Origin of the sequence: Streptomyces sp. ID05-39B (genome assembly GCF_033794725.1) — a bacterium.
GTDB classification, from domain to species: Bacteria; Actinomycetota; Actinomycetes; order Streptomycetales; family Streptomycetaceae; genus Streptomyces; species Streptomyces bobili.
Window position 1 is genome coordinate 14582 of record NZ_JARGEF010000021.1, and the last position, 26884, is coordinate 41465.

At 72.5% G+C, this 26884-nt stretch carries 21 protein-coding genes; 8 read left to right on the forward strand and 13 right to left on the reverse strand.

The window, feature by feature from the left end:
• Positions 1–55: 55 nt before the first annotated feature.
• Positions 56–1765: a fatty acyl-AMP ligase gene (locus tag P1P75_RS07840; RefSeq protein WP_319252898.1), complete on the reverse strand. Its 1710-nt coding sequence runs from the start codon at positions 1763–1765 to the stop codon at positions 56–58.
• A gap of 524 nt (positions 1766–2289) precedes the next feature.
• Here P1P75_RS07840 and P1P75_RS07845 point away from each other — a divergent pair.
• Entirely contained in the window at positions 2290–3384 is a 1095-nt protein-coding gene (locus tag P1P75_RS07845) for a chemotaxis protein (protein ID WP_319252900.1), read from the forward strand.
• Positions 3385–3442: 58 nt separating this feature from the next.
• Entirely contained in the window at positions 3443–4456 is a 1014-nt protein-coding gene (locus P1P75_RS07850) for a Gfo/Idh/MocA family oxidoreductase (protein ID WP_319252902.1), read from the forward strand.
• Positions 4457–4467: 11 nt separating this feature from the next.
• On the opposite strand, the gene P1P75_RS07855 is transcribed toward P1P75_RS07850, so the two are convergent.
• The gene (locus P1P75_RS07855; protein ID WP_319252904.1) at positions 4468–4890 is read right to left on the reverse strand and encodes an SsgA family sporulation/cell division regulator; all 423 of its coding nucleotides are present in this window, start codon (positions 4888–4890) and stop codon (positions 4468–4470) included.
• A 460-nt stretch (positions 4891–5350) separates the two neighbouring features.
• On the opposite strand from P1P75_RS07855, the gene P1P75_RS07860 reads away from it, so the two are divergent.
• Positions 5351–6751: a SpoIIE family protein phosphatase gene (locus P1P75_RS07860; RefSeq protein ID WP_319252906.1), complete on the forward strand. Its 1401-nt coding sequence runs from the start codon at positions 5351–5353 to the stop codon at positions 6749–6751.
• A 30-nt stretch (positions 6752–6781) separates the two neighbouring features.
• On the opposite strand, the gene P1P75_RS07865 is transcribed toward P1P75_RS07860, so the two are convergent.
• Positions 6782–8278: a hypothetical protein gene (locus tag P1P75_RS07865; protein WP_319252908.1), complete on the reverse strand. Its 1497-nt coding sequence runs from the start codon at positions 8276–8278 to the stop codon at positions 6782–6784.
• Between the two features lie 232 nt (positions 8279–8510).
• On the opposite strand from P1P75_RS07865, the gene P1P75_RS07870 reads away from it, so the two are divergent.
• Together P1P75_RS07870 and P1P75_RS07875 are read left to right on the forward strand one after the other, a co-directional pair.
• On the forward strand, positions 8511–9653 hold the full coding sequence (locus tag P1P75_RS07870; RefSeq protein ID WP_319252910.1) for an aminoglycoside phosphotransferase family protein: 1143 nt from the start codon (positions 8511–8513) through the stop codon (positions 9651–9653).
• Between the two features lie 371 nt (positions 9654–10024).
• On the forward strand, positions 10025–11920 hold the full coding sequence (locus tag P1P75_RS07875) for an N-acetylmuramoyl-L-alanine amidase (RefSeq protein WP_319252912.1): 1896 nt from the start codon (positions 10025–10027) through the stop codon (positions 11918–11920).
• Between the two features lie 22 nt (positions 11921–11942).
• On the opposite strand, the gene P1P75_RS07880 is transcribed toward P1P75_RS07875, so the two are convergent.
• The 7 genes from P1P75_RS07880 to P1P75_RS07910 all read right to left on the reverse strand — a co-directional run bounded on the left by P1P75_RS07880 (position 11943) and on the right by P1P75_RS07910 (position 18221).
• Positions 11943–12440: a hypothetical protein gene (locus P1P75_RS07880; RefSeq protein WP_319252915.1), complete on the reverse strand. Its 498-nt coding sequence runs from the start codon at positions 12438–12440 to the stop codon at positions 11943–11945.
• 431 nt (positions 12441–12871) lie between these two features.
• Complete coding sequence (locus tag P1P75_RS07885) at positions 12872–13774, reverse strand: universal stress protein (RefSeq protein WP_319252917.1); 903 nt, start codon at positions 13772–13774, stop codon at positions 12872–12874.
• A gap of 134 nt (positions 13775–13908) precedes the next feature.
• Positions 13909–14151, reverse strand: a complete 243-nt coding sequence (locus P1P75_RS07890; RefSeq protein ID WP_086770063.1) for a DUF397 domain-containing protein — start codon at positions 14149–14151, stop codon at positions 13909–13911.
• 83 nt (positions 14152–14234) lie between these two features.
• Complete coding sequence (locus P1P75_RS07895; protein WP_319252919.1) at positions 14235–15401, reverse strand: thiolase domain-containing protein; 1167 nt, start codon at positions 15399–15401, stop codon at positions 14235–14237.
• Positions 15398–16468: a thiolase domain-containing protein gene (locus P1P75_RS07900; RefSeq protein ID WP_319252921.1), complete on the reverse strand. Its 1071-nt coding sequence runs from the start codon at positions 16466–16468 to the stop codon at positions 15398–15400. Before P1P75_RS07900 ends, P1P75_RS07895 begins: the two co-directional genes overlap by 4 nt.
• Positions 16465–17406 carry an OB-fold domain-containing protein gene (locus P1P75_RS07905; RefSeq protein ID WP_319252923.1) on the reverse strand — a complete coding sequence of 314 codons (942 nt, stop codon included), beginning with the start codon at positions 17404–17406 and terminating at the stop codon, positions 16465–16467. Before P1P75_RS07905 ends, P1P75_RS07900 begins: the two co-directional genes overlap by 4 nt.
• A gap of 14 nt (positions 17407–17420) precedes the next feature.
• Positions 17421–18221 (reverse strand): crotonase/enoyl-CoA hydratase family protein, encoded by an 801-nt coding sequence (locus P1P75_RS07910; RefSeq protein WP_319252962.1) that lies wholly within the window; start codon positions 18219–18221, stop codon positions 17421–17423.
• Positions 18222–18408: 187 nt separating this feature from the next.
• Here P1P75_RS07910 and P1P75_RS07915 point away from each other — a divergent pair, with 187 nt between their 5' ends.
• On the forward strand, positions 18409–20082 hold the full coding sequence (locus tag P1P75_RS07915; protein ID WP_319252925.1) for an acyl-CoA synthetase: 1674 nt from the start codon (positions 18409–18411) through the stop codon (positions 20080–20082).
• Positions 20083–20140: 58 nt separating this feature from the next.
• Here the strand turns inward: P1P75_RS07915 and P1P75_RS07920 are convergent, their stop codons facing one another.
• Positions 20141–21004, reverse strand: a complete 864-nt coding sequence (locus P1P75_RS07920) for an alpha/beta hydrolase (protein ID WP_319252927.1) — start codon at positions 21002–21004, stop codon at positions 20141–20143.
• A 186-nt stretch (positions 21005–21190) separates the two neighbouring features.
• Here P1P75_RS07920 and paaK point away from each other — a divergent pair, with 186 nt between their 5' ends.
• Positions 21191–22489 (forward strand): phenylacetate--CoA ligase PaaK, encoded by a 1299-nt coding sequence (paaK, locus tag P1P75_RS07925; protein WP_319252928.1) that lies wholly within the window; start codon positions 21191–21193, stop codon positions 22487–22489.
• Between the two features lie 22 nt (positions 22490–22511).
• Here the strand turns inward: paaK and P1P75_RS07930 are convergent, their stop codons facing one another.
• Positions 22512–24011: an acyl-CoA synthetase gene (locus tag P1P75_RS07930; protein ID WP_319252930.1), complete on the reverse strand. Its 1500-nt coding sequence runs from the start codon at positions 24009–24011 to the stop codon at positions 22512–22514.
• Between the two features lie 58 nt (positions 24012–24069).
• On the reverse strand, positions 24070–24258 hold the full coding sequence (locus tag P1P75_RS07935) for a hypothetical protein (RefSeq protein ID WP_319252932.1): 189 nt from the start codon (positions 24256–24258) through the stop codon (positions 24070–24072).
• 188 nt (positions 24259–24446) lie between these two features.
• Here P1P75_RS07935 and P1P75_RS07940 point away from each other — a divergent pair, with 188 nt between their 5' ends.
• Positions 24447–26864, forward strand: coding sequence for a penicillin acylase family protein (locus P1P75_RS07940; protein WP_319252934.1), 2418 nt, complete (start codon positions 24447–24449; stop codon positions 26862–26864).
• The last annotated feature ends 20 nt before the right edge of the window (positions 26865–26884 follow it).

The following is a 26884-nucleotide window of genomic DNA, read 5'->3' on the forward strand; positions in this document are numbered from 1 at the left end:
GAGAACCCCGGGTCGTCGCCGCCGGCCCGAACGGGCGGGCCGGCGACGGCCGTTGTCATCCGGCGGTGGGTACGCCGACCACGGAGAGGGTGTTGTCGAGGTAGGCCGTGCGCGTGGCACGGCGCTGGATCTTGCCGCTGGAGGTTTTCGCAATGGTGCCGGGGTGGACCAGGACGACCTCCCGCACGGGCAGGCCGTGGGCGTCGCCGATCGCCGCACGTATCAGGTCGGTGATCTTCTCGGACTCACCGGCCGCCTCCGGGGCCACCTCGGCGACCAGGACGCTCTGTTCGCCCTCGACACCGCCGTCGACGGAGAACGCGGCGGTGCAGCCGGGGCGCAGCGCCGGGTGGGCCAGTTCGGCGGAGAGTTCGAGGTCCTGCGGGTAGTGGTTGCGTCCGTCGATGACCATCAGGTCCTTGAGCCGGCCGGTGACGAACAGCTCGCCGTCGCGCAGGAATCCGAGGTCTCCGGTGCGCAGGAAGCGGCCCTCGTGGCCGGGCAGGGTGGCGCGGAAGGACTCGCGGGTGGCGAGGGTGTTGCGCCAGTAGCCCTTGGCGACGCTGGCGCCCCGCAGCCAGATCTCGCCGACCTCGCCCTCGGGCAGTTCCCGCTGCCGCTCGGGGTCGGTGATGGCGACGGTCCAGCCGTCGGCGGGGCGTCCGCAGCTCACCGCGGCGGCGTCGCCGGTGCCCGTGGCGGTGTCCAGCAGGACGGGGGATGCGTCGACGAGGCCGCCGGTGACCATGAGGGTGGCTTCGGCCAGGCCGTAGCAGGGGTAGAGGGCCTCGCGGCGGAAGCCGGCCGGGGCGAACGTCTCGGCGAAGCGGCGCAGGGTGGCCGCGCGGACCGGTTCGGCGCCGTTGAAGGCGACCTTCCAGCCGCTGAGGTCGAGGCCGTCCAGGAGTTCGGGGCTCGCGTGCTTGAGGGCGAGTTCGTAGGCGAAGTTGGGGCCGCCGCTGCTGTGCGGGCGGTAGCGGTCGATGGCTGTCAGCCAGCGGTCGGGGCGCTGGAGGAAGTGCAGGGGCGAGAAGAGGGTGGTGGTGGCGCCGAGGTACAGCGTGTTCAGGACCGGCCCGATGAGGCCCATGTCGTGGTAGACGGGCAGCCAGCTGACGAACAGCTCCTGGTCGTAGGCGTCGAGCACGTCCGCGGTGTGGCCCATGCGTTCGGCGATGACGCGCTCGTTGTCGAGCAGGTTGCCGTGGGTGACGACGACGCCCCGCGGGGCGGAGGTGGAGCCCGAGGTGTACTGGAGGAAGGCCACGGAGTCCGGGGTGAGATCGGGCTCGCGCCAGGACGCGGCCGCCTCGTCGGCGATGTCCTCCGTGGCGAGGCAGGTGATCCCGTCGAGTTCGGGCAGCTGCCCGGCCATGGTGCCCAGGGCGGCGATCACCTCGCGCCCGCCGAGTATCACCTTGGCGTCCGCGTCGGCTATCAGGCGCTTCATGCGGGTCACGGCGCGGTGGTTCTGCGAGCGGCCCTGCGGGGGCACGCCGGGTACGGCGACGACTCCGGCGGAGAGGCAGCCGAGGTAGCCGCAGATGAACTCGAGGCCGGGCGGGTACAGCAGCATCGCGCGGGAGCCGGTGAGGCCGCGCTCCTGGAGCCAGGCGGCGACGGCCCGGGATCGGGCGGCCAGGCGGGCGTAGGAGATCTCCTGGATCTCTCCGTCCGCGTCCCCCGTGACGAGATAGCGGTATGCGGTCCGGTCGGGCTGGGTCGTGGCGTGCGTGGTCAGCAGATCGACCAGGGAACGGGCCATGTTGACGAGTCTCACCTGTCTGGAGATAGGCGAGGGAACTGGAGTTCGAGATTCAGCCGACGCGTCTGCGTCGGCACGGGCCGGCACCGGTCCGGCCTCGTCGCCAGAACGTCCGCCTCGATCGTCCACTCGAAGGATCCGGGTGATGGTCGTTCACCGGTTCCTCGTCCCCCCGTACAGCTTGCTACCGACGAGTAACACTCTAGCAAGGCGTCGGGCGCGAACGGGCCGAATCCACGTAAACCCTGCGTGTCGAACGGAGTTGACGCTTCCGAACAGACGGTCGCACCACAGGAGGAACCCTACGGGATCCGGCAGGAAGGGTCACCTCCCGCCCCGCCGCCGGCCACGCCCCACGGCCGCGTCCGGCGCCCCCGCGGAGCCGGCGCCGAGGGGTCACCCACGGCCCGCACGCCACACTCCCCCAGCCCTCACCACGGGGACGCACCGACACCCACACGTTCCACCCACCGCCGCCCGATGCCCCAAATGCCCCACTCCCGAATCGGACCTATCGTGCTCATATGGAGCACGCACTCAGCCCCGCGACCCTCTCCGAACTGCGCCGCCCGCGCCCCTATCCCGCGGTGTCCGTGCTGACGCCGACGCACCGCCGTGAACCCGACAACAGCCAGGACCGGGTCCGGCTGCGCAATGTCGTGGCCGCGGCCAAGAAGCAGCTGGAGGCCGATCCGGCGGTCACCCGGGAGCGGCGCGCGGACGTGGCGGAACAGCTCGACCGGGCCCTCGCGGAGATCGACCTCACCTACACCGAGGACGGCCTGGTGATCTTCGCCGCACCGGGCGAGCACCAGGTGTGGTCGGTGGCCCGCCCGGTCCCGGAACGCGTCGTCCTCTCGGACACCTTCCTCACCCGCAACCTCGTCTCGGCGCAGGCCTCCGAGCGGCCGTTCTGGGTGCTGTCGGTCTCCGCCGACCGCGTCACCCTGTGGAACGGCGGCGCCGACCGGGTCACCGAGGAGCGCTCCCACGGCTTCCCGCTGACCAGGAGCCGGGAGAACTTCGACGCCGAGCGCATGGAGCGCGTCGGCGACCTGCCGAGCACCTTCCGCGACGAGGGCACCCGTCACTTCCTGCGCGACGCCGACACCGCCATGGGCCGGCTGCTGCGCGAGGCCCCACGGCCGCTCTACGTCACCGGCGAGACGGCCGCGCTGTCCCTCCTCGACGAGATCGGCGGCGTCACCGGGGACGCCGTGCACATCCCGCACGGCGGCCTCACCCACGCCACCCCGGACACCGTGTGGCAGGCGGTACGTCCGCTGCACGACGCCGAGGCCCGCCGGGACACCGCCGCCGTGGCACGGGAGCTGGACTCCGCCCGCGGCCACCGCACCTTCGCGGCCGGGGTCGACGAGCTGTGGCAGAACGCCCGCGAGGGCCGCGTCCGTCTCCTGGCCGTGGAGGAGAACTACCGCGTCACGGTCCGCGACGACGGCGAGCACCTGATCCCGGCCGAGAGCGCGGACCTCGACTCCCGCGACGACATCGTGGACGAGATCGTCGAACAGTGCCTGGAGACAGGGGCCGAGGTCCGCTTCGTCCCGGACGGCACCCTCACCGACGCCGAAGGCATCGCGGGCGTCCTGCGCTACTGAACCCGTCACCCGGTCGGCGTACGCTGAACATGATCGTCGGCCGGGAGGGAGCGGGTCCGTGGGTGAGTTGCTGGGGGTGGCCGTACTGGGCGCCGGGCACATGGGCGCCGACCACATACGGCGTCTCGACCGGGTGGTGAGCGGGGCCAGGGTCGCCGCCGTGGCCGATCCCGACGCGGCCCGCGCCAAGGAGGCCGTGGCCGCAGTCGAGGGGGTCTCGGTGCACACCGAGGCCGAGGCCGCGCTGGACGCGCCCGGCGTGGGGGCCGTACTGATCGCCTCGCCCGGACCCGCGCACGAGGAGGCCCTGCTCGCGGCCTTCGCCCGCGGCCTTCCGGTGCTGTGCGAGAAGCCCATGGTCCCCGACTCGGCCGGGGCGCTGCGGGTGCTGGAGGCGGAGGCCCGGCTCGGCCGGCGGCTGGCCCAGATCGGGTTCATGCGGCGCTACGACGCCGAGTACCGCAGGCTCAAGGCACTGCTGGACGACGGGCGCCTCGGACGGCCCCTGATGCTGCACTGCACCCACCGCAACGTCTCCTCGCCGCCCGGCTTCACCAGCGCCATGCTGATCGACAGCTCGGTGTCGCACGAGATCGACGCGGCCCGCTGGCTGCTCGGCCAGGAACTCACGGCCGTCACCGTGCTGCGCCCACGCCCCTCGTCCGGCGCCCCGGCGGGCCTGCTGGACCCCCAGTTCGTGGTCTTCGAGACCGACGGCGGAGCCCTGGTCGACGTGGAGGTCTTCGTCAACTGCGGCTTCGGCTACCAGGTGCGCGTCGAGGCGGTGTGCGAGACGGGCAGCGCACGCGTCGGCGACGACCACGGCATGCGCGTGACCGCGCGCGGCTCGGCCGGCACGGACGTTTCCCAGGACTACCTCGTGCGGTTCGCCGACGCCTACGACCGCGAGGTGCAGGACTGGGTCGACGCCACCCGGCGGGGCCGGGTCACCGGCGCGACCACCTGGGACGGCTATGCGGCCTCCGTCGTCGCCGAGGCCGGGGTGCGGGCACTGGAGGACGGCACGCGCGTGCCCGTCGACCTCGCCCCGCGCCCGGCCCTGTACGGCTGACGCCGTCGGCCTCACACGTTGCCGAGCAACGCGTGCAGGCTCTCGTCGACCGCCGCGCCGACATCCTCCTGACCCGCCGCGACCACGGCGTAGCTGCGCAGCAGGAAGCGGCTCAGCGCGGCCGTGTCGAACTGGAGCAGTGCGAGGCCGAACGGCGAATGGAACTCCACGACCGTACGGGACTTGCCGCACGGCCAGATGTGCACGTCACCGCCGCCGGCCGGCCCCCGCAGCCCCTCGGCCAGCAGCGCGCGCCCGAACGTCCAGGTGACCGCCTCACCCTGGAGGGAGACCTCCGCCGGGAAGTCGAGGTGCACGGCGAGCGGGTCGGCGTCGGTGTAGCGCAGGGTCGCGGGGACGGGCAGTTCCTGCTCCTCGGCGGTGATGAGCCGGGCGTGCGTGGGCTGTTCGACGGTGACGTGGGTGAAATCCATGGGCAGTCTCCGCAGCGATGAGAGGTCGGCCGTTTCCGGTGTGGTGCTTGTAGGACTTCGCAACGGCCGTTCGCATTACGCGAAAGCGGGGTGAATTATTGTGACGTGCATCACTATGGAGTCGCGCGCACGGGCCCTTCACCGGTCCAGCGCCGGTCCACCGCCAACCCTCGGCCGGTTCCCGGCCACCCCTGCGAACACATGACCGTCGAACACCCGAATGAACGTCCGGAAACACCCTCGGAACGTCCCTCAAGTCGCGTACCCCGTCTACGACTTACCCCCTGCATCGAGGTACGTCATCGGCACCCCGGGAACCGTCCGTGAAGACTGTGGCATATGCCAGACGCATCACCGGATCGTGTGTTGCCGAATCCCTTACACCGCGTCGCGGGCTGTGCCACAGTCGTAGCGGCCCCTTCGTCAGTCCGGCCGTCCCGTCCCCGCATCGGAGTGCGTCATGCCGTCCCATCTCTCTGCGGATCGCCCAGCCGCCCAGCCGCCCAAACGCGGCCAGGTCGACTCGCTGATCACGCAGACGCGACGGCTCAAGGGCGAGGTGGACGCCGTACGACGGGACGCGCAGGACGACACCGCCGACCCCCGGGGACGCTGGCAGCGCGCACTGTGCGATCTCGCCCTGCACCAACTCGACGACCTCGACGCGCACTTGGCTCAACTGCGGGACGGCCCACCGGTCCCGCCCGTACCGCCGCAGACCCTGCCCCCGGGCGAGTCACTGCTCAGCCGCGTCGGCAGCGCGGAGTGGAACCTGCTGACGGACGAGGCCGTCTGGTCCCCCGAGTTGCACGGGATCGTCGGCCGCGACCCGTCCTCCCCCCCGCTCACCCTCGACGAACTCCCCTCCCTCGTCCACGAGGAGGACCGCCCGCGCCTCACCGCCATGGTCACCGACTGCCTCATCGACGCCAAGCCCATCGACGGCGAGTTCAGGGTCGTACGGCCCGACGGCGAGGTCCGGACGCTGCACATGATGGGCGAGCCCGTGCTCGACGCCGGCGGCAGCACCACCTCGATGTGGGCCGTGCTGCGCGACGTCAGCGAACTGCGCCGCAGCCGGCGCGCGGTGCGCGAGACCCGTGACGTGCTGCACCCCCGACGGCACCCGGCGCGGCCCGAGCACCGGCTCGCGGTCGAGCCGCGGGAAGCCACGCCACCACCCCGGCACGGCTCCCCGCGGCTCCCGCGCCACACCGGCGGCACCCTCGACCTGGCCGCCCGGAACCTTCCCTCCCCCACGGCTTCACCACTCGGCGGCACCTGGTACGACAGCCTCGAACTGCCCGGCGGCGACACCCTGTTGGGCGTCGGCGGACTCACCGCCCACAGCCCGGACGTCACGTCCACCCTGGCGATGACGCTCGGCGCTCTGCGCGGCATGGCGATGTCAGGCGCCGGACCCGCCCAACTACTGTCCTGGCTCGGCCAGTTACTCGAAGCGGACGACCCTCCCACCCTGTGCTCCACCGTCTGCTGCCGCTACCGGCCCGCCACCCGCACGCTGACCTGGGCGCAGGCCGGGCACCCCGCCCCGCTGCTGTTCCGCGACGGGACGGGGCGCCGGCTGGACGCACCGGACGGCGTTCTCCTCGGCACCACCACGGGTGCCGCCCATGGGCAGGCCGAAGCGAGGCTGGAGGAGGGCGACCTGATCCTGCTGGCCACCGACGGACTGGTCCCCGCCGACGGCCCGGACACCATGGACCGGCTCCTGGACCTGGCCCCGCGCACCGTCGGGCGGGCCACCGCACAGGACTGCGTACGGCTGATCATGGAGGAGTTCGGGGACCGTGACCGCGAGGACGACGCCTGCGTGCTGGTCGCCCGGGTCACCCGGTGACCGACGGAACACCGAAAGCCATGCGCCGGGCTACGCCTGCGCGGCGGCGCCCCTGCCTCCCTTCGGCTTCGGCAGCGCCTGCCGGATCTCCTCGCGCAGCTCGCTGATCCGCGGGTAGCTCGCGTACTCCGCGGTGAGCCGGTACATCTCGCGCAGCCTGTCCCACGTACGGCGGGAGGAGTTCGACCCCATCGACATCAGGGCCAGCCGCGCGTACCGGTCGGCCTGTTCGGGGTCGTCCGCGATGAAACAGGCGGAGGCCATGGACAGATGGTCGAAGATCTTCGACCGCTCCCGTCCGTCGACGCGCAGGGCGAGCGCCTTCTCCGCGTAGTACTGGGCGTGCACGGCCGCTCCCGGATCGAACTCGGCCAGCGTGCGGTAGGCCAGCGCCTGCATGCCGTACAGATCCTCGTCCTTGAAGGTCTGCATCCAGGACGGCGTCTCCGCGTCGATCCGGCCGGAGACGAAGAGGTCCTCCGCCTGCCCGAGCGTGCGACGCATGGCCTGCCCCTTGCCCATGGACGCCTGTGCCCAGGCCTCGATGGTGTGGAACATGGCCCGCGTCCGCGGGAGCACCGCGTCGCCGGAGCCGGACTGGGCGAGCTTCATCAGATCCAGGGCCTCGTCGGGCCGGCCCAGGTGCACTTTCTGACGGGCCGCCCTGGACAGGGCCTCTCCCGCACGGGGCCGGTCGCCGCCCTCCCGCGCGGCGTGGGCGGCGATCACGAAGTACTTCTGGGCCGTGGGCTCCAGGCCGACGTCGTGCGACATCCAGCCCGCGAGGACGGCGAGGTTGGCGGCGACGCCCCACAGGCGCCGCTGGAGGTGGGGTGGGTGACGGTAGGCGAGGATACCGCCCACCTCGTTGAGCTGGCCCACCACGGCCTTGCGCTGGAGCCCGCCGCCACGGGCAGCGTCCCAGGCTCGGAACACCTCCACCGAGCGCTCCAGTTCGTCGACCTCCTCCGTACCGATGGGGGCGGCCTCGTAACGGTCGAACCCGGCGGAGTCGGCGTGCAGGAGGGATTGGTCGACGACAGGAGCGTCGGCGGAGAGGATGGGGTCGGTGTGCAGCCAGTCGTGCATGGCGCTGCTGAGTGCTGATCCCGCGGCGAGCACGGCACCCGCGCCCACCAAGCCGCGTCGGTTGAGCATGAGGTCCATTCCCGTGAATTCGGTGAGGACCGCGGCAGTCCGCTCGGGCGCCCACGGCACGCCGTCGGGATGCTGAGCACTCCCGTCGCGTGGCCGTTTCCCCGCACGCCCGTGCCGGACCAGACCTAGGTCCTCCATGGTCACGACACGGCCGAGACGCTCGGTGAACAGAGCCGCCAGCACCCGAGGCACGGGATCGCGCGGGATCTCTCCCATGTCGATCCACCGCCTGACCCGGGAGGTGTCGGTCGACAGCTGGGGGTGGCCCATGGCCGCCGCCTGCCGGTTGACCAGCCTCGCGAGTTCCCCTTTGGACCAGCCGGCCAGGCCGAACAGGTCCGCCAGGCGGGTGTTGGGTTGTCCGCTCACGTAAGCCCCCAGGTTCTCGGCTGAGTTGACAGTAGCCCCGTGCAAGTTGCCGGGCGACTATTCGCCAGGGTTCGCCAGGGTCCGCCAGATGGTGTGCCACGGGGCCACCGGTGTCAGGTAGGAATGCGCCACCCCGACCCGGTCGCCGAGGGACATTCCCCAGGGTGTACCCAGGAGGCCGGGCCGGGCGGCGCATTGACGTCGCAGGCACACGAAGGGATCTGTTTCTCCCATGTACGCAGCATCGTCCTCCGTGTCCGCCCCGCCCCGGTCGCTGCACTCCCGCCCGGGCGGCGGCGGCCCCTACCTCGACCCCGCCCGGCCGGCACCCCCCGTGCTCGGCGCGGGCCGCGGCGCCCGGCGCCCCGCGGGGCTCGGTACCCAGCCCGTCAGCGGGAGACTCGATCTGTCCGGCCCTCAGGGCGCCCAACTACGCACGGCGATCGCGTCGGTGCACCGGATCTGCCCGGAGTTCGCCCCGGTGCAGGTACTGCGCCGCAGCGGCCGCTCCGTGCTCCTGGTCGGTACGACGGGACGCAGCACGGCAGTCGCCAAGTGTTTACTGGACCACTCCCCCGTGTGGGCGGAGCGGATCCGCCACGAAATAGCGGCGTACCGCACGTTCGTCCGGCACCGCCCCCCTGTGCGGGCGCCGAGGCTGATCGCGGCGGACCCGGACAACTGCACCCTCGTCATCGAACGGATGCCGGGACGCGTGGCGGCTCTGCAGCGGCACCCCGCGGACGCCCCGCCCCGCGCGGACATCCGGGCGGCACTCGGCGCGATCTGCCAGCTCAACAGGTGGAGGCCGACCTCCGGCACCTTCGACGCCCCACTGGACTACGCGGCCCGGATCTCCCGGTACCACGAGCTGGGCCTGCTCACCGACCGGGATCTGGGAGACCTCCAGAAGCTGCTGCACGGCATCGCGGCGACCGCGGGCCGGCAGGGCATGGGCCAGTTCTGCCACGGCGACGCCCTCCTGTCCAACATGCTCCTGTCACCGGCCGGTCCAGTGCTGGTGGACTGGGAGCACGCGGGCTGGTACCTGCCGGGCTACGACCTGGCGACGCTGTGGTCGATCCTGGGTGAGGCGCCGGCGGCACGCCGTCAGATCAGCCAGATCGCCCAGTCGGCGGGCCCGGCCTCGCGTGACGCCTTCCTGGTCAACCTGATGCTGGTGCTGACCCGGGAGATCCGTACCTACGAGATGGCCGTGCAGCGTTCGATGCACGACTCGGCACCTGCGGCTCCGGGACCGGCCCACCCGGGGGCCGCGCCGACCGGCGAGGAGCAGCGGCTGCTGCTGCGGCGGCTGCACGACGACTGCCAGATGGCCCGCCGGGCCGTCCGGGCGGCGGTCGGCACTCGCTGACCGGCACTCGCCGCAACGAAGAGGAACGAAGAGGAAGGTCCGCGGTGCGCCGGAGCGGCGGCGCACCGCGGACCTTCGCACGTCCGGGTCCATACCGCCTCACGACGGGCCATTGGTGTAGGCCGGTGACGCCCCGCAGGCGGCGGACCTGCCCGCCACGAAACTCGCCCGACCCCTGTTGACATGGGAAATCGTCCGGCCGTGCGCATGATTGACGGATCGTCGGCAGGCCGGTACCACTGAGCCACGTCCGGCCCCGCACGCCCCGCCCCGCCCGCTCGTCCCAGGAGGCCGCATTGCGAGGATCCGTCACCTTCCCCAGACCAGCACGCACCCCGAGATCCGCACGCACGCACAGAGCCGCCGGCGCCGTGGCCTCGGCGGCTCTGCTGTTCCCGCTGCTCGCCGCGTCCCCTTCCCCGGTCGTCGCGGCGGAGTCCGCGACCGGGCTGCAGCGGGCGTTCGCCGCCGCGTCCGCCGAGTACGACGTGCCGCAGAGCGTGCTGCTGGGCGTCTCCTATCTCCAGTCCCGCTGGGACGCGCACGGCGGCGCGCCGAGCGTGACCGGCGGCTACGGCCCGATGCACCTCACGGACGCCCGCAGCGCCCTCGCCACGGCACCGCACCACAGCGAGGGCACCGAGGACCCGCGCGGTGACGACGCCCGTGCCCCACTGCGCCCTAAGGCCCCGCTCCCCGCCGACGGAGAGATCCCGGCCCGGCTGCGGACGCTGCCCGAGGCCGCGGAGCTGACCGGCCTGAGCCCCGAGGAGTTGCGAACCGACCCGGCCGCGAACGTGGCCGGCGGCGCCGCCCTGCTCGCCGCGGCGCAGCGGGCTCTGGGCGAGCCGCTGACCGCCGATCCGGCGGACTGGTACGGGGCGGTGGCACGATTCTCCGGCGCCGACGACACCGCGACGGCCGCCACGTACGCCGACGACGTGTACGACGTGATCCGCGGCGGCGAGGAGCGCATCACGGACGCCGGCCAGCGGGTGGCACTGCGCGCGCGGCCGGGCCTGGCACCGGACACGGGGCAGTTGCGACGCACCGGTCTGCGCACGGCGTCCGCGGCCGGCACCGAGTGCCCGGGGTCCGTCTCCTGCGAGTGGATCCCGGCGCCGTACGAGCAGTTCGGCGACAACGACTACGGCAACCACGATCTGGGCGACCGCCCCGCGGCCCAGTCGATCAAGTACATCGTCGTGCACGACACCGAGGGCGGCTGGGAGGGCGTCCTGGACCTGGTCCAGGACCCCGCCTACGTGTCCTGGCAGTACTCGCTGCGCTCCACCGACGGCCACATCGCCCAGCATGTGAAGGCCAAGGACGTCGCCTGGCACGCGGGCAACTGGTACATCAACTCCAAGTCGATCGGCCTGGAGCACGAGGGTTTCCTCGCCTTCCCGGACTCCTGGTACACGGAGGCGATGTACCGGTCGTCGGCGCGGCTGGTGGCGTACCTGGCGGAGAAGTACGGCATTCCGCTGGACCGGCAGCACATCCTGGGGCACGACACCGTGCCCGGCCCGACCGCCGCGTCCGTGCCGGGCATGCACACCGACCCGGGGCCGTACTGGGACTGGCGGCACTACTTCGAACTGCTCGGCCGGCCCTTCCAGGCCACGGCGCGCAAGAACGCCGGCCTGGTGACGATCCTGCCGGACTACACCGCCCACCAGCCGGTGTACACGGGCTGCACGGCCAAGGGCGAGCCGTGCGTGGCGCACGGGTCGAGCGCGGTCCGGCTGTACTCCGACCACGACGAGAACGCGCCCCTGATCAAGGACATCGGCCTGGGCACGACCCCGACGACGGGCGTGAACGACCTGTCCTCGCGCGTCTCCACCGGCCAGCGGTACGCGGTCGCCGACCGCTTCGGCGACTGGACGGCGATCTGGTACCTGGGCCAGAAGGCCTGGTTCCGCAATCCGGCGGCACAGCCGACGGCCGTGCCGGCGAACGGGCTGGTGGTGACTCCGAAGGACGGCGTGGACAGCGTTCCGGTCTACGGGCGCGCCTACCCGGAGGCGTCGGCGTACCCGGCGGGCGTACCCGTCCAGTCCGTGTCGCCGCTGCCCTACCGGCTGCCGGCCGGCCAGAAGTACGTGGCCGGTGACAAGGTGCCGGGCGAGTACTACTACGCGGTCACCTTCGCCACCGACGCGCACCGGGTGGTCGTGGGCAAGGACCTGTACTACGAGATCCAGTACGGGCACCGGGTGGCCTTCGTCCGGGCCGCGGACGTGCGGCTGACCTCGCCGTAGACGCCGAGGGCCGCGGTCCGGATCAGCCCTGCTGGAAAAGCTCCGCCGGGAGCGGCTTCAGCAGGGCGTACAGGTCGTCGGTGATGGGGCGGTCCCAGGCGGCGATGGTCACCAGGACATTGTCGCTGCGGTCGAACTGCACGCAGGAGATGCGGCTCTCGGAGAGCTTGAGGCGGCGCACGATGAGGAGGTTGTCGCCCTGCATCACCGGCATGTCCTCGGTGCCGACGACGGTCACCTCCTCGTCGTTCTCCAGCGCGAGCAGCAGTTGGGCCACCTCGAAGGGGACCTCGTCCGCGGCGATGTCACGGGCCGGCGAACCCTCGGGGAGGTTGCCGATGATCATCGCGGGGCCGCGTCCGCCGAAGAGGTCGTAGCGCAGGAAGACTCCCTGGCACGAGCCGTCGGGGGCGGGCAGCAGGCCGGCACCGAGATTGCCGGGCCAGTCACCCGGATCCATGGCCAGGACGTCGAAGTCGGGCCCGGCGGGCGTGGCACTGCGGCGGCGGAGGAACGACATGCCGCCATGGTACGTGTACGCAGGCGCGGTCGGCGTCGGCCGGGCGCCCTCCTGTTACCGGTGGGTTGCGTGGGTTGCCCCCGGTTCCCGAGGCGCGGTTTCGACGGTCCGGCCCGTCGTCGTCGTCGTCGGCGGCGGCGGCGGCGGCGTGACCGTCGGTGACCGGGAGGCTCAGGTGACCCCGCCGTGACGGTCGTGCCCGACGGCAGGCGCCGGGGCGAGGCGGTGCCGCGGCCGGTTGCGCTCGGTCCTCCGTGGGCGTCGGCGGCACCACCGCCACCAGGTTCACCGCGGGCGTGGGTGACCGAGCCCAGCATGCGGGCGGGGCCGACAGGCGTCGGCGTCGGCATGACCGCCAGTGTCCGGGCGGCCGTCCTGCCGAGGCGGTGGGCGCGAGGTCGAGGGCGAGGCGGTGCCGCGGCCGGTTGCGCTCAGTCCTCCGCGGGCGTCGGCGGCACCACCGCCACCGGGCTCGCCGCGTGCAGGAGGACGGCGTGGGTGACCGAGCCCAGCATGCGGGCGGGGGCCAGCAGGCGTCGGCGGTGGCGGCCCACGACGACCAGGTCGGCGTCCCGGGAGGCGGCGACGAGCTGGCCGGCCGCGTCGCCGGGGGCGGGGCAGGGCTCCACCTGGACGCCTGGGTGGCGCTCCCGGTGCGGGGCCAGGAAGCCGTCGGCGAGAGTGCGCGTCTCGCGTTCGACGGCGCCCTGGTCGACGGCGGGCGGGAGCAGTTCGCCGGGGGCGGCCGTCCAGGTCTGGACGGGCCAGGGATAGGCGGCCACCACCTGGAGGCGGGCGTCGCGCAGCGCGGCCTCGGTGAAGGCGAGGGCCAGCGTGGCGTCGTCGGGACTGTCGACGTTGAGGCCCACGACGACCCGCGGACCGGGCTCGGGCGCCGGGCCTTCCACCTCGCGGCCGGGCCGGGGAACGATCACGACAGGGCACTCGGCGTCGCGGGCGGCGGTCATGCCGTTGGAGCCGAGCAGCAGGCCGGCGAAGCCGCCCCGGCCCCGGGAGCCCAGCACGAGCAGTTCGGCCTCGGCGCCCAGTTCGGGCAGCAGTGCGCCGGGGGCCCCGTCGAGACCGACGTACTCGGCGTCCGGGGCGTCCGCGGCCGCTTCCAGCCGGGCGCGGACATCGGTGAGGACCGGGTCCTCGTCCGGGGGCGGGGGCATGATCAGGGGCGCGCCGGGCTGCGTCCACGCGGCGTAGTGGCGTACGTGGCACACGCGGAGTGCCGTTCCGCGTCTGCGTGCGGCGTCCACGGCCCAGTCCAGGGCGCGCAGGCTGCCCTCGGAACCGTCGACCGCCACGGCGACCGGCAGGGTGCTCATGGTCCTCACCTCCGACAGACACGACCTGGGGTGGTGCTGGGGCCAGCCTGGCTCAGGCACGGCCCCGGCCGGCTCTCCCCGGCCGCGTGTCCGGAAATTGAGGGATGACACCGCCGGTCCGGCGGTCCGCGGCCTCAGGTCAGATCGAACTCCCCCTCACGTGCCCCGGACACGAACGCGCCCCATTCGGCGGGCGTGAAGATCAGGGAGGGGCTCTCGGGGCGGCCGCTGTTGCGCATCGCGATGAATCCCTCGACGAACGCGATCTGGACATCCCCCCGACCCTGGCTGCTGGACTGCCACTCGGCGGTGCTGAGGTCCAGCTCCGGCTTGTCCCAGCCCGTGAACGGCTGCTGCTGGATGGTGCTCTCGGCCACGTCCGTACTCCTCCCGGTCTCGTCGTCCGCGGCCAGCCTAGCGATCGGCCCCTGGCGCCGACAGAGCACGTGAGGGGGACCTTTCAGGACTGCGGCGGGGCCGCGCCCACCAGCCACATGGAGAAGAACTGCGAGCCGCCGCCGTAGGCGTGCCCGAGGACCCTGCGGGCCCCGTCCACCTGGTGTTCTCCGGCCTGTCCGCGCACCTGGAGGGCCGCCTCCGCGAAGCGGATCATGCCGGAGGCGCCGATGGGATTGGTGGACAGCACACCGCCCGACATGTTGACGGGCAGGTCCCCGTCCAGCTCGGTCGCCCCGGCCTCGGTCAGTTTCCAGCCCTCGCCCTCGGCGGCGAAGCCGAGGTTCTCCAGCCACATGGGCTCGTACCAGGAGAACGGCACGTACATCTCGACGGCGTCGATGTCCCGGCGCGGGTCGGAGATCCCGGCCTGCCGGTAGACGTCGGCGGCGCAGTCCTTCCCCGCCTGCGGGGACACGGCGTCCTTCCCGGCGAACAGGGTCGGCTCGCTGCGCATGGCGCCGCCGTGCATCCAGGCGGGCGGGCGGGGTGAACGGGCCGCCCCCGCACGGTCGGTGAGGATCATGGCGCAGGCCCCGTCGGAGGACGGGCAGGTCTCCGAGTAGCGGATCGGGTCCCACAGCATGGGCGAGGCCTGCACCTTCTCCAGCGTGATGTCGTGCTCGTGGAGGTGGGCGTAGGGGTTCCTGAGGGCGTTGCGGCGGTCCTTGTAGGCGACGAGGGAGCCGATCGCGCTGGGTGCGCCGCTGCGCCGCATGTACGCCCGCACGTGCGGGGCGAAGAAGCCGCCCGCGCCGGCCAGCAGCGGCTGCTGGAAGGGGATGGGCAGGGACAGGCCCCACATGGCGTTGGACTCGGACTGCTTCTCGAAGGCGAGTGTCAGGACGGTGCCGTGGACGCGGGCCGCCACCAGGTTGGCCGCCACCAGCGCGGTCGATCCGCCGACCGAGCCGGCCGTGTGGACGCGCAGCATCGGCTTGCCGACGGCGCCGAGGGCGTCGGCGAGGTACAGCTCGGGCATCATGACGCCCTCGAAGAAGTCGGGCGCTTTGCCGATGACGACGGCGTCGATGTCGGCCCAGGTCAACTCGGCGTCGTCCAGGGCGCGTCGGGCCGCCTCGCGCACCAGGCCGGCGATCGACACGTCCCGTCGGGCGGAGACGTGCTTGGTCTGGCCGATCCCGATGACGGCCACGGGCTCCTTGCTCATCGCGGATCCCCTTCGAGTACGGCGACCAGGTTCTGTTGCAGGCACGGGCCGGACGTGGCGTGGGCGAGGGCGCGGTCGGACTCGCCTCGGTGGATGCGGGCGGCGGCCTCGCCGACGCGGACGAGTCCGGCGGCCATCACCGGGTTGGCGGCGAGGGCACCGCCGGAGGGGTTGACGCGCACGTGGTCGCCGAGTTTCAGCGCCTTGCGCAGGACGACCTCCTGGGAGGTGAACGGGGCGTGCAACTCCGCTGTGTCGACGGGTCGTTCGAAGGCGCCGGCCCGTTCGGCGGCCAGGCGGGCCGAGGGTGAGTCGGTGAGGTCGCGGACGCCCAGCGAGTGGGCCTCGATGCGGTGGTCGACGCCCCGGATCCAGGCGGGGCGTGCGCACAGTTCGCGGGCCCGTTCGCCGGACGCGAGGATCACGGCGGCCGCGCCGTCGCCGACGGGTGGGCAGTCGCCGGTACGCAGCGGGCTTACGAGAGGTTCGCCGTGCGGTACCGGGCCGCGGAGCTGGGCGTGGGGGTTGGCGGTGGCGTCGGACCGGCTGCGGGCGGCGATCGCGGCGAGGGCGGCCTCGTCGGTGTCGCCCGCGTCGATGAGTGCCTGCGCCTGGAGGGCGGCGAGGGCGACGGAGTCGGGCCAGAGGGGAGCCACGTAGTACGGGTCGAGCTGGCGGGTGAGGACGTCGCGGAGCGGGCCCGGCGAGGACTTGCCGTAGGCGTAGACGAGCGCGGTGTCGGCGTCGCCGGTGAGGAGTTTGGTCCAGGCCTCGTACAGCGCCCAGGCGCCGTCCATCTCGACGTGGGACTCGGAGATGGGCGGCCAGGCGCCGACGCCGTCCAGGGCGAGGGTGAAGGAGAAGGCGCGGCCCGCGAGGTAGTCGCTGGAGCCGGAGCAGGTGAAGCCGATGTCGGAGGTCTTCAGGCCGGTGCGGTCGAGGACCTCGTGCAGGACCGGCATCAGCATCTCGACCTCGGACAGGTCGTCGGAGGTGCGGCGGTGGCCGGTCTGGGCGAAGGCGACGACGGCGATGTCCCGGATTCCCGCGGATGCCTGGCGAGTCACAGCAGCTCCCTGTAGGTGTCGTAGTCCCCGTCGGGTTCGCCGGTCGGCCGGTAGTGGTCGGGGTAGCGGGCGCCCTCGGTCCAGACGGGTTCGACGCGCAGTCCCATGCGCACCTGGTCGTAGGGGATGCCGCCGATCCGGCCGTGCAGGGCCAGGTCGGCGCCGTCGAGGGCGATGTGGGCGTAGACGTAGGGGACCTCGATGTCGAGGTTCCTCGCCTTGATGTTGACGATGCAGAAGGTGGTGACGGTGCCGCGTGGGCCGACCTCGACCTGCTCGGCCGTGGGGACGCCGCAGGTGGGGCAGGCGCCGCGGGGCGGGACGTACACCTTGCGGCACGAGGGACAGCGCTCGCCGACGGTGCGCCGGTCGGAGAGGGCGGTGATGTAGGCGGTCTGGGCGCGGCCGGGCGAGTAGGTGTAGTCGAGGCGGGCGGGGGCGAGGATGCCGGTGACCGGGTCCTCGAACCGGCCGCTGTGGCCGCCCGGTCGGGCCGGATCACCGTCGTACGGCTCGAAGCAGGCGATGTCGGTGATGGCGCCGGCACGGTCCGCCGCCCAGCGGACGCGGACCCGCATGCCGGTGTGCACGGTGCCGGGGCCGGGGGCGTCCAGGGCGTGCAGGAGGGCGGTGTCGGCGCCGTCGAGGCGGACGAGGACCCAGGCGAAGGGGGTGTCGAGGGGCTGGCCTCGGCGGGGCTCGTGGTTCCAGGCCCAGGTGGTGACCGTGCCGGTGGGGGCGACCTCGACGAGGTCGCGGATCTCCTCGGCGGTGACCGGGTCGTACTCGACGGGTGGGACGAGGGTGCGGCCGTCGGTGGTGCGCACGCCGAGGACGACGCCTTCGCGCAGGCCGGTCAGGAAGGCGCTCTGGACCGGGCCGAGGGAGCGGGTGAAGGGGAACTCGACGATCAGGGGAGCTTTGAGGACTTCGGGCACGGGGACTCCCTCGGTTAGGCACGCTTGTAGACAGGTGGCCGCTTCTCGGTGAAGGCGCGGGCGCCTTCCTTGGCGTCTGCGGTGGCGAAGACCGGCCAGCCGCGCTCCAGTTCGGCGGCGAGGCCGTCCGACTCGGTCATCTCCGCGGTCTCGTACACCGACGCCTTCACGGCCTCGACGGCCAACGGGCCGCAGGCGTTGACGCGTTCGGCGATCTCCAGGGCCTTCTCCAGGGCCGTGCCGTCCGGGACCACATGGCCGACGAGCCCGATGGCGGCGGCCTCGCGCGCGCTGTACGGCCGTCCGGTGAGCAGCATCTCCAGGGCGTGGGTGCGCGGGATCTGGCGCGGCAGCCGGACGGTGGAGCCGCCGATCGGGAACAGTCCGCGGCGCACCTCGAAGAGGCCGAAGGTGGCGGATTCGCCGGCGACGCGGATGTCGGTGCCCTGGAGCATCTCGGTGCCGCCGGCGACGCAGTGGCCCTCGACGGCGGCGATCACGGGTTTGCGGGGGCGGTGGTGGCGCAGCATCGCCTTCCAGTGCAGGTCGGGGTCTGCCTTGAGCCGGTCGCGGTACTGCTCGCCCGCCATGCCGTTCCCGGCGAGGGCCTTGAGGTCCATGCCGGAGCAGAAGGTGCCTCCCGCGCCGGTGAACACGACGGAGCGGACCGAGTCGTCCTCGTCGGCCTCGATCCAGCCGTCGTGGAGGCCGACGAGCATGGCCGGTGAGAGTGCGTTCTTCGCCTCCGGCCTGTTGAGGGTGAGCACGAGTGTGGCGCCTTCGCGCCGCACGGTGAGGTGTTCCGTACCGCCCACGGCCGTCTCCCGTCTGCCTGCCACGTCCAGAACGAGAACAGGTTGCAGGAGTGGGGATGGCACTTCAAGGGTTTTCTGACAGTCAGTCAGATTTCTTGGCGCGGGCCCTTCCCACTTGGGGCGCCCTTTGCTCTGATGACCGGCGACCGTCAGCAGAGCCAGGCCCGGTCCGAGGTCAGGAGGAACGGTGGAGTACAACCTTGCCGACCTGTTCGAGTCGGTCGTCGACGTGGTGCCGGACCGCGAGGCCCTGGTCTACGTCGATCATCCGGGGACGGGCGCGGAACGCCGGCTGACGTATGCCGAGCTGGACGCGGCGGCCAACCGGATCGGCCATCACCTCCTCGACAGCGGGGTGCGTCCCGGCGAACATCTCGGGCTGCACCTCTACAACGGGGTCGAGTACCTGCAGACCGTGCTCGGCTGTCTCAAGGCGCGGATCGTGCCGGTCAACGTCAACTACCGGTACGTCGAGGAGGAGTTGGTCTACCTCTACCGGGACGCGGATCTGGTGGCCCTGGTCTTCGACGCGGAGTTCGCGGAGCGGGTGGCGGGGGCTCTGCCACAGGTTCCCAAGCTGCGGCACCTGATCCGGGTGGGGGCGGGGCCGAAGGCGTCGGGCCCGGACGCAGCTGCCCCGGACGCGTCCAGCCCGGACGCAGCTGCCCCGGGCGTGCCCCTCGCGGCCGTTCCCTTCACGGCGGCCGAGGCCGGCGGCTCCCCCCGGCGTGGGTTCCCGGCGCGGTCGGCCGACGACCAGTTCATCATCTACACGGGCGGCACCACGGGTCTCCCCAAGGGGGTGATGTGGCGTCAGGAGGACCTGTTCTTCGCCGGGCTGGGCGGCGGAGCGCCGACCGGGGAACCGGTGAAGAAGCCGCAGGAGCTCGCGGAGCGGGTCGCGGCCGGCGGATCGGGGATCACCTTCTTCCCCACTCCCCCGCTGATGCACGGCACGTCCACCCTGACGGCCTTCATCGGCTTCTACTTCGGCCAACGTGTGGTCGTGCACCGCAAGTTCATGCCCGAGGAGGTGCTGCGGACGGTGGCGAAGGAGAAGGTCACCAGCATCTCCCTGGTGGGCGACGCGATGCTGCGGCCGCTGATCGACGCGCTCCAGGGCCCGTTGAGGGGCACGGACTGCTCGTCGGTGTTCAGCGTCTCCTCCTCCGGCGCGATCATGTCGGACACGGTGCGCGGCCAGTTCCGGGCGCTCCTGCCGAACGCGATGCTGCTCAACAACTTCGGTTCCTCGGAGTCCGGCTTCAACGGCACGGCGACGGACGACTCGGGACCCGAACGCGGCTTCCGCGTGCGCGTCAACTCCCGTACCCGCGTGGTCGATCCGGTCACGCATGAGCCGGTGGCGGCGGGCGAGGTCGGCCGGGTCGCCCAGCGCGGCCATGTCCCGCTCGGCTACTACAACGACCCGGCGAAAACCGCCGAGACCTTCTTCGAGAAGGACGGCGAGCGCTGGGTGCTGCTCGGTGACATGGCCACCGTCGACGGGGACGGGGTGGTGATCGTCCTGGGCCGGGGCTCGCAGTGCATCAACACCGGCGGCGAGAAGGTGTACCCCGAGGAGGTCGAGCAGGCCCTCAAGGCGCATCCGGACGTGTACGACGCCCTGGTGGCGGGGGTGCCGGACGCGACCTGGGGCAATCACGTGGCCGCCGTGGTCCAGTTGCGCACGGGCGCGCGCCAACCCTCCCTGGACGACATCCGGACCCACTGCCGTACGCGCCTCGCCGGGTACAAGATCCCGCGCCAGCTGGTGATCACGGAGTCCGTCCGCCGTTCGCCGAGCGGCAAGGCGGACTACCGGTGGGCGCGGGACGTGGCGGTGGCGGCGGACGGGTGAGGCGGAGCCGCCCGCCCCTGCCGTGCCCGCGACGGACGTACGCCGGTGCCGGTGCCGGTCATGGAGAGGCCGGTGCCGGTGCCGTCAGGAACGCCTCGGTGCGGGCGGTGAACCACTTCGCGTCGTCCAGCCACGGGTAATGGCCGGCCCCGGGCTGCACGGCGAACTCGGCGTGCGGGAAGGCGTCGGCGACGAGCCGGGCAAGGCCGGGCCGCGGACCGCCGTCCATCTCACCCGCGAGGACCAGCACCGGGGCGTCGACATGGGCGAGGGCGGCCCGCAGGGCGGGCGGGTCGTAGGCGGCGGGGTCGTGGAAGCGGTCCGCCGCGTCGTCGTTGCTCTGTTCGTCGGCGGCGGCCGCGTGGGCGCGTGCGGTGTCGTCCCAGCGGCCGTAGAAGAAGGCGTCGACGGCCTCGAAGTCGATGTCGTTCCCGGCCTCTGCGGTCACCCATGCCTCGAACGCGGGGAAGGCCGCCGTGAACCACGGCTCTGCCTCGCGCAGGCGCGCCGCGGCGAGCCGCTCCTCGGGCGTGGCGGGCCGGCCGAGCGCCCAGGGGATGGCGGTGACGAGCAGCAGCCGGGACAGGCGGCGGGGGTGGCGGGCCGCGTACAGCATCGCGAGGCCGGCGCCCGCCGAGTGCGCCAGGAGGTCCATCCGGTCCAGGCCCAGGTGGGCGCGGAGCGCCTCGACGTCCTCGACCTGCCGGTCGCAGCGGTACGTCGCCGGGTCGGCGGGGGCCGCGGAAGCGCCGGTGCCGCGCAGGTCCAGCAGGATCAGGCGGCGGTGGGCGCTGAGGCCGCCGAGGTCACCCAGGTACTCCGAGGCCCGCATGGGCCCGCCGGGCAGGACGACGAGAGGCTCGCCCTCGCCCCGGACGTGATAGGCGAGGGTGGTTCCGTCGGGCGCGGTGAAGATCGTCATGCCCAGATCCTCGGCGGCGGGCGGGTCCGGGCGCAACGGTGTTACGGAGGGTCCGGAAAGTGCGGCCGGGGCCCTTGCCTCACCGGCGTACGTCTGGATCAATGATCCGTGGGGCGGCTACCGAATGATCGGTCGTCCGGATTGACACGGTTGGCACAGGTGACACAGTCGGCGAGGGAGGCGTCCGTGGTGGATGCGACGGACCTGCGGGACGAGGGCGAGCGGCTCGGCCTGGACGAACTGCGCGCGCTGCAAGGGGAGCGACTGCGGGCCTCGTTGCGGCACGCCTACGCCCATGTCCCGTTCTACCGGACGGCGTTCGACAAGGCGGGGGTCCACCCCGACGACTGCCGCGACCTCGCCGACCTCGCGCGGTTCCCCTTCACCACCAAGGCGGACCTGCGCGAGAACTACCCGTACGGCATGTTCGCCGTGCCGCGCGAGCGGGTCCGCCGGATCCACGCCTCCAGCGGTACCACCGGCCGCCCGACGGTCGTCGGATACACGGAGAACGACCTGTCCCTGTGGGCGGACATGGTGGCCCGCTCGATCCGGGCGGCGGGCGGCCGTCCCGGTGACACGGTCCATGTGGCGTACGGATACGGCCTGTTCACCGGCGGTCTGGGCGCCCACTACGGCGCCGAACGGCTCGGCTGTACGGTCGTCCCCGCGTCCGGAGGCATGACGTCACGCCAGGTACAGCTGATCCAGGACCTGAAGCCGGGGATCATCATGGTGACCCCCTCCTACATGCTCACCCTGCTCGACGAGTTCGAGCGGCAGGGCGTCGATCCGCGCGGCACCTCGCTGCGGGTGGGGATCTTCGGAGCCGAGCCGTGGACGGAGGCGATGCGCCGGGAGATCGAGGAGCGGTTCGCGATCGACGCGGTCGACATATACGGGCTGTCGGAGGTGATCGGCCCCGGCGTGGCCCAGGAGTGCGTGGAGACCAAGGACGGGCTGCACATCTGGGAGGACCACTTCTACCCGGAGATCGTCGACCCGCTCACGGGCGAGGTACTGCCGGAGGGCGAGGAGGGCGAGCTGGTGTTCACCTCGCTCACGAAGGAGGCGATGCCCGTGATCCGGTACCGGACGCGGGACCTGACCCGGTTGCTGCCGGGCACGGCACGCGTGTTCCGGCGGATGCGGAAGGTGACCGGGCGCAGTGACGACATGGTCATCCTGCGCGGGGTCAACCTCTTCCCCACCCAGATCGAGGAGATCGTGCTGCGCACACCGGGCGTCGCCCCGCACTTCCAGCTGCGGCTGACCCGCGAGGGCCGCCTGGACGCCCTCACGGTCCGTGCCGAGGCCCGTCCGGACGCCACACCGCGGGATCGTGACACGGCCGCTCGTGCGATCGCCGCGGCCGTGAAGGACGGTGTCGGCGTCTCGGTCGCCGTCGAGGTCGTGGACCCGGAGTCGCTGGAGCGGTCGGTGGGGAAGATCCGGCGGATCGTGGACCTGCGTCCGCGCGGGTAGACGGAGGAGGCCCACGACCGCGCTATCCGTCGGCGAGGCGGTCCCGCAGCTCCCGCTTGAGGATCTTCCCGCTGGCGTTGCGCGGGAGCTCGTCCACGAACACGACCCGCTTGGGCGCCTTGAACGCGGGAAGCTTCTCGCGGGCGTGGGCGACGAGTTCGTCCTCCGTCACCTCGCCGCGGGGGACGACGACCGCGGTGACGGCCTCGATCCACTTCTCGTCGGGCAGGCCGATCACGGCGGCCTCGGCGACGGCCTCGTGCGTGTAGAGGGCGTCCTCGACCTGGCGCGAAGCGACCAGTACGCCGCCGGAGTTGATGACGTCCTTCACCCGGTCGACGATCGTGAAGTAGCCGTGGGCGTCGCGCACGGCGAGGTCGCCGGAGTGGAACCAGCCGTCACGGAAGGCCTCGGCGCTCTCCTCGGGCTTGTCCCAGTAACCCTCGCACAACTGCGGGGAGCGGTAGACGATCTCGCCGGCCGTGCCGTCGGGCACGTCATCGCCGTTCTCGTCGACCACGCGGGCATCGACGAACAGGACGGTGCGCCCGCACGAGTCCATGCGGCCCTTGTGCTCGTCGGGGGCCAGGACGGTGGCCAGGGGACCGATCTCGCTCTGCCCGAAGCAGTTGTAGAGGGCGAGCTTCGGCACGCGCTCGCGCAGTCGTTCCAGGACGGGGACCGGCATGACCGACGCCCCGTAGTACGCCTTGCGCAGCCCGCCCAGGTCGCGGGTGTCGAAGTCGGGCCGGCCGGCGAGGCCGATCCACACGGTGGGCGGGGCGAAGAGGCTGTCGACACGGCCGCCCTCGATCAGGTCGAACAGCCGGTCGCCGTCCGGCGCGTCGAGGATGACGTTGGTGGCGCCCACGGCCAGGTACGGCAGCAGGAACACGTGCATCTGCGCCGAGTGGTACAGCGGCAGTGAGTGCGCGGGGCGGTCGCCCGCGCTCAGGTCGAGGGCGGTGATCGCGCTGAGGTACTCGTGGACCAGGGCGCGGTGGGTCATCATCGCGCCCTTGGGCCGGGCCGTCGTACCGGAGGTGTACAGGAGCTGGACCAGGTCCTCGCCGCGCGGCTCGGGGCCGTCGTGGGCGGGGGCGTCGGCCAGCAGGGCGAGCAGCGAGTCGTCGGCGTCGCGCAGTGGCAGCGTCCGTACGCCGTCGGGGAGACGGCCTGCGAGGTCGGGGTCGGTGAGGACCAGGGTGCTGCCCGACTGGCCGAGAATGTACGCGAGGTCGTCGCCGGTGAGGTTCTGGTTGACGGGGACGTGGACCAGGCCGGCGCGGGCGCAGGCGAGGAACGCGACGAGGTAGGCGTCGGAGTTGTGGCCGTAGGTGCCGACCCGGTCACCGGGGACGAGGCCCTGGCCGAGCAGGACGCTCGCCGCGCGGGAGACTGCCTCGTCGAGTTCCTCGTAGGTCCAGGTGCGGTCGCGGTACTCCACCGCGACGCGGGCGGGGGTGCGTCGGGCGCTGCGGCGCAGCACCCCGTCGACGGTGCTGCCATGTCCGGGCGTCATGGCACATGATCCTCGGCGGGCCGCCGGGGCAGGTCAAGTCACGGGCATGCCCGGTGGGTCAGGCCACCTCGCCGGCCGCCCCTGTCCGTCCGGCCGGGACGCCTTCGACGGAGACGATGGTCTGCTCGCGGACGTCCTCGCCGAGGACGGAGGCCATCGAGTCGGCGGTGACGGCGGCCCACGAACCGGCGATCTCGGCATGGCTCGCGCCGGGCGCCGCCGCCTGGGCGCAGGGCTCTGGCTCCACTGACGGATGATCAGCGACGGCTGTGTGTCGACAGGTTGCCGGCCTACGAGGCCGAAGTCGCCGGGGAGCGGGAGTCGGCCGGCGTGAGCAAGGCCTGATCCCGCTCAACCTCGACGCACCGTCCTGACGCGGAACATACCCGCTGGTACGCTCAGCCGCTTCTTCCTTCAATGATGTTGGGAGGCACGATGCGCACCCGCCTGAGACGAATCGTCGTCGCCGCCGTCGCCCTGCTCACGGCCGCCACGGGCACGCTCCCGGCCACCGCGGCCGACCGGCCCGACGACCGCAGCCGCAAGGAACACCCCTCCGCCGACGGTCTGTCCGCCGTCATCCGCTACACCGAGTACGGCATCCCGCACATCCTCGCCCGCGACTACGCGGACCTCGGTTTCGGCACCGGCTGGGCGCAGGCCGCCGACCAGGTGTGCACCGTCGCCGACGGCTTCGTGACCGTGCGCGGGGAGCGCTCGCGGTTCTTCGGGCCCGACGCGGCGACCGACTTCTCGCTCTCCTCTGCCGCCAGGAACCTCTCCAGCGACCTCTACTTCCGCGGGGTCCGCGCCACCGGCACCGTCGAGCGCCTGCTCGCGCGGCCGGCGCCCGCCGGTCCCAGCCGTACGGCCAAGGAGCTGATGCGGGGCTATGCGGCCGGGTACAACGCCTGGCTGCGGCAGAACCGGATCACCGACCCCACGTGCAAGGGCGCCGCCTGGGTGCGGCCGATCACCGCGCTCGACGTGGCCGCCCGCGGCTACGCGCTCGCCGTCCTCGGCGGCCAGGGCCGGGCCGTCGACGGCATCACGGCCGCACAGCCGCCCACCACGGGATCCACGGCGTCCGGCGCCGCCCCCGACCCCGCGCGCACCGCCCGTGCCGCGGGCGAACTCTTCGCCGCGGACTCCGCCGACATGGGCTCCAACGCGGTGGCGTTCGGCGGGTCCACCACGGCGAACGGCCGGGGCCTGCTGCTGGGCAACCCGCACTACCCGTGGCAGGGCGGCCGCCGCTTCTGGCAGTCGCAGCAGACCATCCCGGGCAGGCTGAACGTGTCCGGCGCCTCGCTGCTCGGCACCCCCACCGTGTCCATCGGCCACAACGCGCACGTGGCGTGGAGCCACACCGTCGCCACCGGCGTCACGCTCAACCTCCACCAGCTGACGCTGGACCCCGCCGACCCGACCGTGTACCTGGTCGACGGCAGACCCGAACGCATGACGAAGCGTTCGGTGACCGTCGCGATCCAGGGCGGCACGCCGGTGACCCGCACCCAGTGGTGGACGCGCTACGGCCCGGTGGTCACCGGCCTCGGCAGCAGCCTCCCGCTGCCCTGGACCACCACCACCGCATACGCCCTCAACGACCCCAACTCCACCAACCTGCGCGCCTCCGACACCGCACTCGGCTTCGGCACCGCCCGCAGCACGGCGGACGTGCTGGGCTCCCTGCGCCGCACCCAGGGCCTCCCGTGGGTCAACACGATCGCCGCCGACTCGGCAGGCCACACCCTGTTCACCCAGTCCCAGGTAATCCCCCGCATCACCGACGAGCTGGCACAGCGCTGCTCCACCCCGCTCGGCCGCGCCACCTACCCGGCATCAGGCGTGGCGGTCCTGGACGGCTCGCGCGGCGACTGCGCGCTCGGCCGCGACGGCGACGCCGTGGAGCCCGGCATCTTCGGGCCGGCCGCGCTGCCCACCCTCCGCGACGCCCCGTACGCGGAGAATTCCAACGACAGCGCCTGGCTGGCCAACGCGGACCGGCCGCTCACCGGCTACGAGCGGGTCTTCGGCACGATCGGCACCGCGCGGTCCCTGCGCACCCGGGGCGCGCTGGAGGACGTGGCGGCGCTGGCCGACCGCGGCGGTCTGAGCGTGCGCGACCTGCAACGGCAGCAGTACGCCAACCGGGTGCCGGCCGCCGATCTGGCCGCCGCGGACGCGGCGAAGGCCTGCGCCGCGCTGCCGGGCGGCACGGCGACCGGCAGCGGCGGTCAGGCCGTCGACGTGAGCGGGGCCTGCGGGGTGCTGGCCGCGTGGGACCACAGGGCCGGCACCTCCAGCCGGGGAGCGCTGCTCTTCGACCGCTTCTGGCGGAGGTTCCCCACCGCCCAGCAGTGGAAGGTGCCGTTCTCGGTGGCCGACCCGGTGGGCACTCCTCGCACGCTCAACACGGAAGCGCCGGGCTTCGCCGCCGCCCTCGCGGACGCGGTCGCCGAACTGCGTGCCGCGGACATCCCGCTCGACTCCCCGCTCGGAAAGCACCAGTTCGTCGTGCGGGGCGGCAAGCGTGTCCCCGTGCCGGGCGGCACCGAGTCCCTCGGCGTCTGGAACAAGGTCGAGGCCGTGTGGAACCCGGCGGGCGGCGGCTACACCGAGGTGACGACCGGCTCCAGCTATATGCAGGCGGTCGGCTGGGACGGCGGGCGCTGTCCGGTGGCCCGGACTTTGCTGACGTACTCGCAGTCCTCGAACCCGGACTCCCGTCACCACGACGACCAGACCCGGTTGTTCTCGGGGGAGAAGTGGGTGACGTCCCGGTTCTGCGAGAAGGACATCCTGTCGTCGCCCGCCCTGCGGGTGGTCCGGGTCGGTGACCACAGATGACCACAAGTGACCACAGGTGA